Raw genomic sequence first — 13,551 nt, forward strand, 5'->3', positions numbered from 1 at the left:
GGTTGCCTTGAAGAAAAATCTTAAGGGTGTCAGCTTTTCACTGCTGACCATGATATTTGGCTTAATGCTTGCCGTTCAATTTCAATCGATCCAGGAACCGGCTGTAAGAGATACACGTGACATGTGGCAATTGAGGGAGGCGCTCAAGCAGGAACAAGAGACTCAGTCGAGCCTTTTGCTTGAGATCCGCAAATACGAAGAGCTGATTGATACATACGAAAATGATGAAAATCAAAGTGCAGAAAAAACGCTGAAAGAGACTCTTGAGGAACTTAAAAATGAAGCGGGCTTAACGGAAGTTACGGGAGCGGGTGTAGTCATTACTATAGAACCGCTGTTTGATGCAGCAGTTTCACAGACTGAGGTTGAAAACATAGCGCCTGATTTGCTGAAACGATTGTTGAACGAGCTGAATTCATATGGTGCCGAGCATGTCGCTATTTCAGACAGAAGAGTTGTGAATACAACTGTCATCCGTGATATTAATGGCCAGACAAAAATGGACGGGTACAGTTTGAATTCATATCCAATTGAAATAAAAGTCATTTCAGAAGACGCAGAAAAGCTATTCAGCCGCCTGAACGGGTCCACGACAATGGACACCTTTGCAATTGACAATCTGCGGCTTTCAATATCTAAGCCAAAGAACCGGATTGTCATACCGCCGTATGACGATGCGATCCGGATAAAAAATATGAAGCCGGTTGAGGAAGGAGAGAAATCATAATGTGGCTTCCCATTTTAGGATTAATACTAGGAATAACATTGGGACTGCTGACTGATTTCCGAATTCCCGGTGAATATTCGAATTATCTGTCCATTGCTATTCTCGCAGCCCTCGATACTCTGCTTGGAGGAATTCGTGCTCATCTGCAAAACATGTACGATGAGATGGTTTTTGTATCCGGATTTTTCTTTAACATCATATTGGCTGCAAGTTTAGCTTTTCTAGGTGTTCATCTTGGTGTAGACTTGTATTTGGTAGCAATATTTGCTTTTGGAGTCAGACTGTTTCAAAATATTGCTGTGATTAGACGAATATTAATTTCCAATTGGACTCAATCGCGCCAAAAACTAAAAAAAAGTTGATTTTTTAAGAGGGAAAATCAAGGATTTGACGAATACTCACTTTAGTATGTATTTATTAAAAAGAGTCCGTATTACGGGCCGGAAAATAAATGTGACAATGAGAAGTCAATTATCACAATATTTTTCACCATTGTTACAAATATGTAAAACTAGATTCATTGTATTGTTGTTCCTCTAATAATAGAATGGAAATGATAAGTTAAGGAGGTGCCATAGAATGAACAACAATGAAATCTTTGTAAGTCTAGACATCGGTACATCCAGTGTTAAGGTTATCATCGGTGAAATGGCAGATGATAATTTAAACATTATAGGTGTAGGCAATGTGAAATCTGAAGGATTAAGAAAAGGGTCTATCGTTGATATTGACGAGACCGTTCATTCTATTAAAAAAGCGGTGGAGCAGGCAGAAAGAATGGTTGGCATTCCGCTTAAAAGAGTCGTAGTAGGGGTGACTGGCAATCACGTTCAGTTGCAGGATTGTCACGGTGTTGTTGCAGTTTCAAGTGACAATCGTGAAATAGCTAATGAGGACATAAGAAGAGTGATTGAAGCAGCTCAAGTTATGTCAATACCTCCAGAACGAGAAATAATAGATGTAATTCCTCAGCAGTTCATAGTCGATGGTTTGGATGAAATCAGCGATCCGCGCGGAATGATCGGTGTCCGTCTTGAAATGGAAGGTACGATCATCACTGGATCTAGAACGATTTTACATAATCTGCTTCGCTGTGTAGAAAAAGCAGGACTTGAAATAACGGATATTTGTCTGCAGCCGCTTGCTTCAGGAGCCGTTGCACTGTCGAAAGATGAGAAAAACCTCGGTGTAGCATTGGTTGATATTGGCGGAGGCTCAACGACGATCGCAGTTTTTGATCAAGGTCATCTGCAAACGACCAGCGTTCTTCCAATTGGCGGAGAGAATATTACGAAGGATCTTTCAATCGGACTTCGCACAACAACGGATGAGGCTGAACGCATTAAAGTGAAACATGGACATGCTTTCTATGATTATGCTTCTGAAGAAGAAGTGTTTGAAGCTGCTATTATTGGCACAGACCAAAAACAGCAATTCAATCAGCTTGAAATATCTGATATTATAGAAGCTAGACTTGAAGAAATGTTTGAATTAGTATTACACGAGATTAAGAGACTTGGAGTAAGAGACCTGCCCGGCGGATTTGTTCTGACTGGAGGAACGGTCAGCATGCCGGGAGTTCTTGAGATCTCACAGGCTGTTCTGCAAAACAATGTCCGCATTGCAAGCCCGGATTATATTGGTGTAAGGGAACCTCAATATATGACCGGTGTAGGTTTAATCCAATTTGCTTATAAAAATGCGAAGATTCAAGGCAGAAGCATCAGTTCGAATGTTGTTCCTGATAAGCTTGAGAAAGCGTCTCAAAGAGAACCTCAGCATCAGCAGCATCAGCAGCAGCGTTCAAAACCAAAAGAAAAAGAAGAAAAAAAAGAAAGCAAAGTAAAAAAATTCTTTGGTTACTTCTTTGAATAACCTGCATCAAGAGGAAGTCATTCGATGGATTAGGAGGATTTTGTATGTTGGAGTTTGAAAGCAATATTGATGGCATGGCAACAATTAAAGTAATAGGTGTTGGCGGCGGAGGAAACAACGCTGTTAACCGTATGATAGAACACGGTGTTCAAGGGGTAGACTTTATCGCTGTGAACACTGATGCACAGGCGCTGAACCTGTCTAAAGCAGAAACAAGAATGCAAATTGGTTCAAAGCTTACAAGAGGTCTTGGCGCGGGTGCTAACCCTGAAGTAGGGAAAAAAGCAGCTGAAGAAAGCAAAGAACAGATTGAAGAAGCTTTAAGAGGCGCTGATATGGTCTTCGTTACAGCGGGAATGGGCGGAGGAACCGGAACTGGAGCAGCCCCGGTTATTGCGCAGATCGCTAAAGACTTAGGTGCTTTAACAGTAGGTGTTGTCACTCGTCCATTTACATTTGAAGGACGCAAGCGTGCAATGCAGGCTGCGGGCGGAATTTCTTCTATGAAGGAATCAGTTGATACATTAATCGTCATTCCAAATGACCGTCTTCTTGAAATCGTAGATAAAAATACTCCTATGCTTGAAGCTTTCCGTGAAGCGGACAACGTTTTACGCCAAGGTGTACAAGGTATTTCTGACTTGATCGCTGTACCTGGATTAATTAACCTTGACTTTGCTGATGTTAAAACAATCATGTCCAATAAAGGTTCTTCATTAATGGGTATCGGTGTTGCAACTGGAGAAAGCAGAGCTGCAGAAGCTGCTAAGAAGGCAATCTCAAGTCCTCTCCTTGAAACATCAATTGATGGTGCTCAAGGTGTCCTGATGAATATTACAGGCGGTTCAAACTTAAGCTTGTACGAAGTTCAGGAAGCTGCTGATATTGTAGCGACTGCATCTGATCAAGATGTAAACATGATTTTCGGATCTGTTATTAATGAAAACTTAAAGGATGAAATTGTCGTTACGGTTATTGCAACTGGTTTCAATGAAGTTGAAATCAATCACAGCAAACCGGCATCAAGACCTTTCGGGAATAATACATCGGCAAAACCTATGCCAAAGCCTCGCGACGTAAGAGAAATGAAGCGTGAGCGGGAGCGCGAAGAGCCTGCACAAGAAATGACAAACCGTTCTATGCAGCAAGGTGAAGATACACTTGATATCCCAACATTCTTAAGAAACCGCAATAAACGCCGATAAAACTTAAAGACATGGCCCAAGTGCCATGTCTTTTTTATTTTTCTCCAAATTTTTTAAATATACCATTTGCCCCAATCCTCTTTGCAGCTTCCTCTAAAAGTCCTCATATAACCATCACTTTTTTTAAAAACCAACCCTTTTTCTATTACTAAAGCCACAGCTTGTTCAATTCAACACTAGCCAATAAAAGTTAAATAAGGTAATAAATGTTTATTTTTTGTTTTTTCTTTTGATATAGATAGTTTGACCTCCATGTCCATCTTCTATAAATCCAGTAATAGCCTGCTTTATCCAGGACCGCGATTTTTAGTTGACATGCTTTAGCCTCAGATTGATTTCCATAAATATCCTACTAAACACTTGTTTTATTAACAGGAAGAATTTGGTTACATAAAATGACAAAATTTTCTAAAAATTTTCTATACATTTAAGTTAACAGCCCAGAACTGACAGACATTTATATAGAAAGGGGGAACGTTTACGGCGACCTACAAATTAAGGGGGAATTTAAGGAATGCGGAAGAAACATGCGAAATGGGTCAGTATTTTGTCAATTTGTATCCTGCTGCTTACTTTGCTTGCTCCGAGTGTTTCAATGGCAAGCACAAGCGTCAGTACATCAGTAAAGGACCAAAAAAACATAGCTCCTGAAAAAGTTTCAAAGAAGCTAGCTGAGTCTTTTAAGAAGGAAGAGAAGGTAACGTTTCTCATTAAGCTGAAAGAACAGGTTGATACGGCAAAAGTCGCAAAGAATGCTGCAAAAGCCGCATCAAAAGAATCAAAGACTCAAGCTAAGTATGAGAAGCGTTCGGCTGTTGTATCCTCTCTTCGCGCAAAAGCCATTGAAACGCAGCAGAACCTGAAAACGTACTTAACGAAACAAGAAAAGGCAGGCAATGCCAAAGACATCCGATCATACTACATTGTAAATGGAATGGCCGTTACGGCTACAAAGGAAGTCATGGAAAAGGTTGCTGCATTTCCTGAGGTGGACAAGGTCCTTCCAAACGAAGTCCGGCAGCTGGCATCTGGAACTGCAGAGAAAGAAAAAACATCCGGGAAACAGGCTGATGCAAAAGCATCTCCTGCTGCAACCGAGTGGAACATTAATCAGATCGGTGCGCAAGCAGCATGGGAGTTGGGCATAGACGGAAGCGGAACGGTGGTTGCTTCCATTGATACCGGAGTGCAGTGGGACCATCCGGCATTAAAAGAAAAGTACCGCGGCTTTAATCCAGCTTCACCAAGTTCGCCCAATCATGAATTTAGCTGGTTTGATGCAACGGCAAACCAGGCAGTGCCATATGATGATCAAGGGCACGGAACACATGTAACTGGAACCATGGTTGGGGCAGAACCGAATGGAAATAATCAAATCGGGGTTGCTCCGGGAGCGAAATGGATTGCTGTCAAAGCTTTTACTGCAAATGGCGGAACAGATGCTGATTTGCTTGAAGCAGGTGAATGGATTTTAGCTCCAAAAGATGCCGAAGGTAACCCTCATCCAGAAATGGCTCCAGATGTAGTCAACAACTCATGGGGCGGCGGAGCTGGGCTTGATGAATGGTACAGACCGATGGTTAATGCATGGCGGGCCGCAGACATCTTTCCAGAGTTCTCTGCCGGCAACACGACATTATTTAACCCGGGTGGTCCAGGTTCTATTGCCAATCCGGCAAACTATCCAGAATCGTTTGCTACAGGTGCAACGGACATAAATAACCAATTAGGAAGTTTCTCTCTGCAAGGGCCTTCACCGTATGATGAAACAAAGCCTGATATTGCTGCACCGGGAGTAAACATTCGGTCATCTGTTCCTGGCGGTGTTTATGAAGGCGGCTGGAATGGAACATCAATGGCAGGTCCTCACGTTTCGGCTGTCGTTGCCTTGCTGAGGCAGGTTGACTCATCGATTACGGTTGATGAAATCGAAAACGTGCTGACTACAACAGCGACACCTTTGACTGATTCAACGTTTACTAGCTCGCCTAATAATGGCTATGGCCATGGCCTGGTAAATGCATATGATGCTGTCTCTTCTCTGATGACAGGTCTTGGAAAAGTGAAAGGACAAGTTGCGAAAGAAGGGGAAGATACCGAGGCTCCGGTTATGGAGCACACGGCACCTGCTGAAACATTTGAAGGAATGAACCTATCTCTTAGAGTGTCTGTCAGCGATAATATAAGCGTTACGAATGTTTCTCTTCACTATCAAAGCAACGGCGGAGAATGGCAGACAGCTGAAGCTTCCAGAATTTCAGGAGATTTCCTTGATGGAAATTACGAAGCGGTGATCCCGGGTGAAGCAATCGCCGAAGGCACACTTGTCTATAAGTGGAAAGCAGTTGATTTTGGGGCAAATGAAGTTGTTTCCGAAGAGTATGAAGTCTCAGTTCAGCCTGGCATTACGACTGGCTATGAGCAGGATTTTGAATCTGGCGCAGCCGGCTGGACTTCTTACGGAGTGAAAAACAGCTGGGAGCATGGAGCGCCTGTAAACGGTCCTGGCAATGCAGCTTCAGGTGAAAAAGTCTTTGCTACGAATCTTGATGGCGATTATGAAAATGGAGCAAATATGAATTTGCTTATGCCTCCTATTGATTTGCCTGCAGAAGGATCAGCCTTCCTTCAATTTAAGCAGTGGCATGAACTTGAAGCGCGATATGACTATGGCCATGTTTTCGTTTCAACCGATCAGGAAACATGGACACAGGCCCTTAGGGTTAATGGAAATACAACCAGCTGGATAGACGGCCAGGTTGATCTCAGCCAGTATGCGGGCCAGCGGATTTATGTTGCCTTCAATGTAACCGCTGACGGAAGCGTTGTAAAAGACGGCTGGTACATCGATGATGTTAAATTGTCTGATACGGCCATTGAAATTCAAAACAAAGCAAGTCTGGGCTTAGAAAGCAAATCTGCAAGTGCGGATAAAGCAGCCAAGGAGAAAAAGGAAAAGGTTTATCCAAATAAAATTCAGCCTGCACCATTCAGCGGGGCTGTGGAAGGATCCCAGGAAACTGCGTTGCCTGCTGCCCTTCCGATGAGAGCAGAAGTAAGCATTGTTGAAACTGGAAGGTCCACATACTCAAGTCTGCAGGATGGCAGCTATGAAATTGTTCATGGCGCTGGATCATTTACTCTACAGGCAGAAGCATACGGTTACGCAACAGAAACTCAGCCAGTCATGATTGAAAACGACGGCATAACAGAAGCGAACTTTGTTCTTGAAGAACTTCCTCAAGGAACAGTCAGCGGTGTAGTTACAAACGAAGCAACTGGGGAGCCTGTGCCAAACGCAACGCTTCTGCTGGTTGAAGATGCAGCAATTACACCTGTTCAGACAAATGAACAAGGGGAATATTCGATTGAAGCATATGAAGGAGACTATACGTTAAAAGCGATGGCACCTTCCTATTATGCTAAGGATACAAGCATCGTGATTGATGCAGAACAGCCAACTGTTCAAAATATTACGCTCAAGCCATTCATTGGGTATCCTGGTGAAATCGGATATGACGACGGTACTGCAGAAAACGCTAGAGCCTTTAATGCAGCAGGCAATGGCTGGGCGGTTAAAATGTCTCTGGCTGAAGGAAACGAACGAGCAATGGTAACAGGCGGACTGTTCAGGTTCTGGGATACAGAGTGGCCTGTACCTGGAGGCACTGAGTTCCAGGTTGCGATCTACGATGCATCAGGAACTGACGGGGCCCCGGGCAAAAAGCTTGCAGGACCAATCAATGCAACGGCTCTGCGCAACGGAGAATGGACAATGGTTGATTTGCTTGACCAGGGTGTAGTCGTCGATGGAGACTTCTATATGGTTTACATCCAAACAAAAGCAAACCCTAACTCACCTGGACTTGCAACAGATGAAGATGGAGAAAATGCAGGCCGCAGCTGGCAGATGGTAAGCGGAGCCTGGTCACCGTCACCTGCTGACGAAGGAAACTATATGATCCGGGCAATTGTGGATTATGAGGTGACAGCACCTGAAATTACGTCACCTAAAGACGGTTCGTTTACAAAACAAAAAACAGCTGTTGTTGAGGGGAATGCATCACAGACTACAACCGTTCATATTTACAATGGAGAAACAGAAGCAGCTTCTGTACAAGCTTCTGAAAACGGTACATTCCGTGCAGAAGTAACACTTAATGCAGGTGAAAATGTACTGACAGCCAAATCCAGCACAGATGCAGGCATGACTGATGCGTCTAATGCGGTAAAAGTTACTTTGGACAAAACAAAACCGCAGTTTACTGTTGAAAACCCAAAAGACGGCCAAAAACTGAATACAGAGGCATTGACTGTCAGCGGAACCGTTTCAGATGACCATCTAGACTGGATAAAAGTCAATGGTCAAAAGGCAGCAGTCAAAGACGGCAAATTCTCTAAACGGATTCTGCTTGAAAACGGAGAGAACGTGATTACCGTTCTTGCAGCAGACAAAGCAGGAAATCGTTTAAAGAAAACCGTTAAAGTATATGTAAAATACGATGCACCAGTCATTGAAAATCTAAAACCTTCCGAAGACAAGTACATCAAGTCAGGGGAAAGTGTGAAAATAGAATTTAACAGCGAAGAAGATTTAGATGCAACCTTCGTTCTCCATATGCCGCTGACTAATGCGGGCATCCAAAATGCAACAGAGCTTCCACTGAGAGAAACGGCACCTGGTCATTACGAAGGATACTACACAGCAACATCCAATATGAAGGCTGACGGTGCGAGAATCGAAGTCATTGCAAAAGATGATTTTGGCAACGTAACAAGAGCCGTCGCAGAAGGAAAGCTGTTTATAGGCGGCAAGAAGCCGGCGAAGAATTAAGGACAGGGAAAACTCTCATTCCAGCAAAACGGGAATGAGAGTTTTTTCGTTTTCCCTCAGTTTTTTAAAAGACCATAGCTGATCAGTAAACAGAATTCCTTATGCTTTTCCACCCTTTTCCATCGACAAATAGCAGCGATATCTATCAAAAATACTCTATTTTATCGGCAGTAACTGACAGACTTCACCGGCGTTGCTCAGCTATACTATTACTATCCAATCGGACAGTGCCTTCATCCTTTTTTATATGTATGTGAAAACCTTCGGAAAGGAGTTTCACGTGGCCATTTATTTGGATGTAATCTGGTTTTTGAATTTTTCGTTTGATTTGCTATTGCTGCTTCTTACAGCGATTTTGCTGAAAAGAAAGATCATGAAGCTTCGAATTATTGTTGGGGCTTTAATTGGATCCAGTATTGTTGTTCTTCTTTTTACGCCGCTTGCTCCTTTAGCTATGCATCCATTTGGAAAGCTGTTTGTATCTATTCTTATGGTGCTCTCTGCCTTTGGTTTTAAAAGGTTTAAGTTTTTTGCACAGTCGCTGTTCACTTTTTACTTTGTCACCTTTATGGTAGGCGGGGGGATGATGGGAGCACACTATTTTATTCAGACGGAAATTGGATTTGCTGACGGCATTCTCATGACAAACTCAGGAGGCTTTGGTGACCCTGTCAGCTGGCTTTTCGTGCTGGTCGGTTTTCCTGCTGCCTGGATGTTTTCAAGAAAGCGGCTTGATGATCTGGAAATGAAAAAAATCCAGTATGATCAGATCGTCAGTGTATTCATTAAAGTAGGGGACTCGACAATTCCATTAAAAGGTTTTATCGACAGCGGCAATCAGCTATATGATCCGATTTCAAAGTCTCCCGTGATGATTGCAGATGCAGGCAAGCTCAGAGGTTTCCTGCCGGATGCTCTTCTGAATATAGCCCTTCAGGAAGATGTCATGACGGCATTGTCATCTTCGGAGGAATCACATCCTCTAGAGAACAGGGTGCGGATTATTCCGTTCCGTGTAGTTGGAAAAACAAATCAGTTTTTAATTGGCCTTAAACCTGATGAAGTGATGATTACAACACAAGATGAAACCATACTGGTTCCAAAAGCCATTATTGGATTGAACCGAACAAGCCTGTCGCCTGAAGGGGAATACGACTGCATTGTTCATCCGAAGATGCTTCAGAGCGGTGCCGTTCAGGACGTTTCGTGATCATCATCCTGTAGTAGTGTACTCAGATCAATCGGAAAATAGAAGGGGGAGAACCATGAAAAAACTAAAATTGCACATTACGTATCTCTGGTATAAATTACTGATGAAGCTTGGCCTGAAAACGGATGAAATCCACTACATAGGGGGAAGTGAAGCACTCCCGCCCCCGCTCTCAAAGGATGAGGAAGAAGTTCTTCTCAAAAAACTGCCGGGCGGCGATCAGGCAGCGCGATCGATTCTTATTGAAAGAAATCTCCGTTTAGTTGTATACATTGCCAGGAAATTTGAAAACACAGGCATCAATATTGAAGACCTGATAAGCATAGGCACAATCGGTTTAATCAAAGCAGTTAATACCTTTAATCCGGAAAAGAAAATTAAACTTGCCACATATGCATCCAGGTGCATTGAAAATGAAATCTTAATGTATTTGCGCCGCAATAATAAAATTCGTTCAGAAGTTTCCTTTGATGAACCATTAAATATTGATTGGGATGGAAATGAGCTCCTCCTATCGGATGTGCTTGGAACAGAAGAAGATATTATTACGAAAGATCTGGAAGCAAATGTTGACCGCAAATTGCTATTGAAAGCTCTTCAGCAGCTCAATGACAGGGAAAAGCAAATAATGGAACTCCGCTTTGGGCTTCAGGGGGGAGAAGAAAAAACTCAAAAAGATGTCGCAGATATGCTTGGTATATCCCAGTCCTATATTTCGAGACTTGAAAAAAGAATTATCAAAAGATTGCGCAAAGAATTCAATAAAATGGTCTAAAAAATTTTTTATCCAGATAATTTCCAGAACCTGCATGGTTTCGGTCATTTATGATTAATTTTCACCGTTTGGACATGTGCATATTTTTCCCACCTAAGGAGATACTTAACTCTGTACAGCAGCTCCTGTTAGGAGGGAAAGATGTGGCAAGAAATAAAGTTGAAATTTGCGGAGTAGATACTTCCAAACTTCCAGTCCTAAAAAATGAGGAAATGAGAATTTTGTTCAGGCAAATGCAAAGCGGTGAACTATCAGCCAGAGAAAAGCTGGTAAACGGCAATTTACGCCTGGTGTTAAGCGTCATTCAGCGTTTTAACAATCGGGGAGAGTTTGTTGATGACCTGTTTCAAGTAGGCTGCATTGGACTTATGAAATCAATTGATAATTTCGATCTTGGCCAAAATGTAAAATTTTCTACTTATGCTGTACCCATGATAATTGGGGAGATCAGAAGATATTTGCGGGACAATAATCCAATCCGTGTATCAAGATCTCTTCGCGATATTGCCTACAAAGCTTTGCAGGTCAGAGAACAATTAATGAGCAAAACCTCAAGGGAACCTACCGCTGAGGAGATTTCCAGGGTGCTCGAAGTTCCTCATGAAGAAATTGTTTTCGCTTTAGATGCTATACAAGATCCCGTTTCTCTGTTTGAACCGATTTACAATGACGGGGGCGACCCGATATATGTAATGGATCAGCTGAGCGATGAGAAAAACCGAGACTCTCACTGGATAGAAGAAATCGCTTTAAAAGAAGGAATGAGACGGCTGAATGACCGTGAAAAACTGATTCTCAGAAAGCGGTTCTTCCAAGGGAAAACTCAAATGGAAGTAGCAGAAGAAATAGGTATATCTCAAGCACAGGTTTCAAGACTTGAGAAAGCTGCAATCAAACAAATGAATAAGAACATACAAAATTAGGACTGTTCATCTGAACAGTCCTTTTTATCTGTCCTGACGTCAACCTTTATTGGAAAATACTGCGTAAAAAAGCTCGAATAGATTCAGGACGTACAATCATATAGTTAAAGTAAGAACAGGGGGCGGTTTCGGTGATGAATATATCTGAATTTCAGACGAAAGATGTTGTCAATGTTTCAGATGGCAAAAAGCTTGGGATTGTTTCAGATTTTGATATAAATGTGACAACAGGGAAAATTCAGGCAGTGATTATTAGCGGAACTGGCAAAGTGCTGGGTTTTTTCGGGAAAGATGAAGAGTTGGTTGTTCCCTGGAGACATATCGTGAAAATCGGAGAAGATGTCATTTTAGTGCGTGTAAATAGGGAGATAGACCAAAATAATGAATTAATTTAACAATCTTTCTGTCGGAATGGGAAAGATGTGGTAAAATATAGTCGTGTATATCAAAAACATGCAGCAATCTGTAAACAAAAGGAATGAACATTTTATGACTCAGCAGCCGTTTCAACTGCAGCATGAAACCCATTTGAACAGCCCGGTCTGGGAAAAATTAAATGATGAGCTGATTGTCGGTTTTACTACAAAAAACGGAGGCATAAGCAGCGGAGATTTTCACTCGCTGAATCTTGGCCTGCATGTAAATGACAAGCCTGAACATGTCGTTTTAAATCGAAAACGGCTGGCGGAAGAATTGAATATGCCGCTTGAAAATTGGGTTTGTGCAGATCAGATCCATGACAGCAGTATCCAGAAAGTTACGCAATCTGATAGAGGCAAAGGAATACTCGATTATCATTCAGCCATTCCTGGAACAGACGGCCTTTATACAAGAGAAGAAAATTTGATGCTTGCTCTTTGCTATGCTGACTGTGTTCCTTTGTATTTTTATGAACACAATAAAAAGCTGATTGGAACTGCACATGCAGGCTGGAAGGGCACTGTCAAAGATATAGGCGGAAAAATGATCCAAACATGGATAAAGGACGAAGAAGCTGATGTAAATTTAATCTGCGCCATAATTGGACCATCAATCGGAGCGTGCTGCTATGTAGTTGACGATTACGTTATTGACCGGGTAAATCAAGTTATTCGGAATACGGATCCTCTGCCATATCAAAAAGTATCTGAAGGACAGTACTCACTTGATTTAAAACAGCTGAACAAACAATTGCTGATCAATGCAGGTGTAAAAGAGGACCGGATTTTGACGAGTTCTTTCTGTACAAGCTGTGAATCTTCCATGTTTTTTTCACATCGCAAAGACGCAGGATCGACTGGAAGAATGTTCAGTTTTATCGGTTTAACGAGGAGGCACAAGCAGCTATGAGTGTAGCAGACAACTTAAATGAAATTCATGCCCGAATTGAAAATACATGTTCCAAAATAGGACGAAATCCTAATGAAATTCAAATCATTGCAGTTACAAAGTATGTGGATATAAATCGTGCTAAAGAAGCGTTAAGTACTGGCATCAGCCATCTTGGAGAGAACAGGAATGAAGGGCTTAACGAAAAATATACAGCAATTGGATCAGAGGCGAAATGGCACTTTATCGGAACTCTGCAAACGAGAAAAGTGAAAGATATCATCGGGATAGCGGATTATATTCATTCGCTTGACAGACTTTCACTGGCAAAAGAAATCAGCAAACGTGCCGATAATAAAATAGACTGCTTTATCCAGGTAAATACATCAGGGGAAGAATCAAAGCACGGTATGGCTCCAGATGAGGTTTTGCCATTTGTTAAAGAACTTGAAACCTTTCCGTACATAAATGTGGCAGGATTAATGACAATGGCCCCTCATACAGACGATACAGGTGTTTTAAGGCAATCATTCCGCAGATTAAGGGAGTTAGGCGAAGAAGTAAGAGCGCTGCACTTGCCTTATGCCCCGTGCAAAGAGCTCTCAATGGGCATGTCGAATGATTTCGAGATCGCGATTGAAGAAGGCGCAACCTTCATACGTATAGGCTCTGCCCTGGTAGGATAAGAAATCGG

11 protein-coding genes are annotated in these 13,551 nt (G+C 42.3%); all 11 read left to right on the plus strand.

The features are described from left to right. Nucleotides 1-7: 7 nt before the first annotated feature. The 11 genes from GJU41_RS06265 to GJU41_RS06315 all read left to right on the plus strand — a co-directional run bounded on the left by GJU41_RS06265 (nucleotide 8) and on the right by GJU41_RS06315 (nucleotide 13,543). Nucleotides 8-727, plus strand: coding sequence for a DUF881 domain-containing protein (locus GJU41_RS06265; RefSeq protein ID WP_396653179.1), 720 nt, complete (start codon nucleotides 8-10; stop codon nucleotides 725-727). Then, complete coding sequence (locus GJU41_RS06270; RefSeq protein WP_070879087.1) at nucleotides 727-1,089, plus strand: small basic family protein; 363 nt, start codon at nucleotides 727-729, stop codon at nucleotides 1,087-1,089. The genes GJU41_RS06265 and GJU41_RS06270 overlap by 1 nt, the downstream gene beginning before the upstream one ends. 217 nt (nucleotides 1,090-1,306) lie before the next feature. Continuing rightward, nucleotides 1,307-2,602 (plus strand): cell division protein FtsA, encoded by a 1,296-nt coding sequence (gene ftsA, locus GJU41_RS06275; RefSeq protein ID WP_070879088.1) that lies wholly within the window; start codon nucleotides 1,307-1,309, stop codon nucleotides 2,600-2,602. Between the two features lie 44 nt (nucleotides 2,603-2,646). Continuing rightward, nucleotides 2,647-3,807, plus strand: a complete 1,161-nt coding sequence (gene ftsZ, locus GJU41_RS06280) for a cell division protein FtsZ (RefSeq protein WP_070879089.1) — start codon at nucleotides 2,647-2,649, stop codon at nucleotides 3,805-3,807. A 514-nt stretch (nucleotides 3,808-4,321) separates the two neighbouring features. Continuing rightward, nucleotides 4,322-8,641, plus strand: coding sequence for a S8 family peptidase (locus GJU41_RS06285; RefSeq protein ID WP_154318171.1), 4,320 nt, complete (start codon nucleotides 4,322-4,324; stop codon nucleotides 8,639-8,641). 280 nt (nucleotides 8,642-8,921) lie between these two features. Continuing rightward, nucleotides 8,922-9,851: a sigma-E processing peptidase SpoIIGA gene (gene spoIIGA, locus GJU41_RS06290; RefSeq protein WP_070879091.1), complete on the plus strand. Its 930-nt coding sequence runs from the start codon at nucleotides 8,922-8,924 to the stop codon at nucleotides 9,849-9,851. A 55-nt stretch (nucleotides 9,852-9,906) separates the two neighbouring features. Beyond that, a complete protein-coding gene (sigE, locus tag GJU41_RS06295) occupies nucleotides 9,907-10,626 on the plus strand; it encodes an RNA polymerase sporulation sigma factor SigE (protein WP_070879092.1) in 720 nt (239 codons plus the stop codon). A 74-nt stretch (nucleotides 10,627-10,700) separates the two neighbouring features. Continuing rightward, complete coding sequence (gene sigG / locus GJU41_RS06300) at nucleotides 10,701-11,549, plus strand: RNA polymerase sporulation sigma factor SigG (RefSeq protein ID WP_249042921.1); 849 nt, start codon at nucleotides 10,701-10,703, stop codon at nucleotides 11,547-11,549. 131 nt (nucleotides 11,550-11,680) lie between these two features. Then, on the plus strand, nucleotides 11,681-11,944 hold the full coding sequence (locus GJU41_RS06305; RefSeq protein ID WP_070879094.1) for a YlmC/YmxH family sporulation protein: 264 nt from the start codon (nucleotides 11,681-11,683) through the stop codon (nucleotides 11,942-11,944). Between the two features lie 94 nt (nucleotides 11,945-12,038). Next, the gene (gene pgeF, locus GJU41_RS06310) at nucleotides 12,039-12,878 is read left to right on the plus strand and encodes a peptidoglycan editing factor PgeF (RefSeq protein ID WP_154318172.1); all 840 of its coding nucleotides are present in this window, start codon (nucleotides 12,039-12,041) and stop codon (nucleotides 12,876-12,878) included. Beyond that, on the plus strand, nucleotides 12,875-13,543 hold the full coding sequence (locus GJU41_RS06315) for a YggS family pyridoxal phosphate-dependent enzyme (RefSeq protein ID WP_154318173.1): 669 nt from the start codon (nucleotides 12,875-12,877) through the stop codon (nucleotides 13,541-13,543). The genes pgeF and GJU41_RS06315 overlap by 4 nt, the downstream gene beginning before the upstream one ends. The last annotated feature ends 8 nt before the right edge of the window (nucleotides 13,544-13,551 follow it).

The sequence above is a fragment of the Metabacillus idriensis genome (assembly GCF_009674765.1).
Classification (GTDB): domain Bacteria; phylum Bacillota; class Bacilli; order Bacillales; family Bacillaceae; genus Bacillus_P; species Bacillus_P idriensis.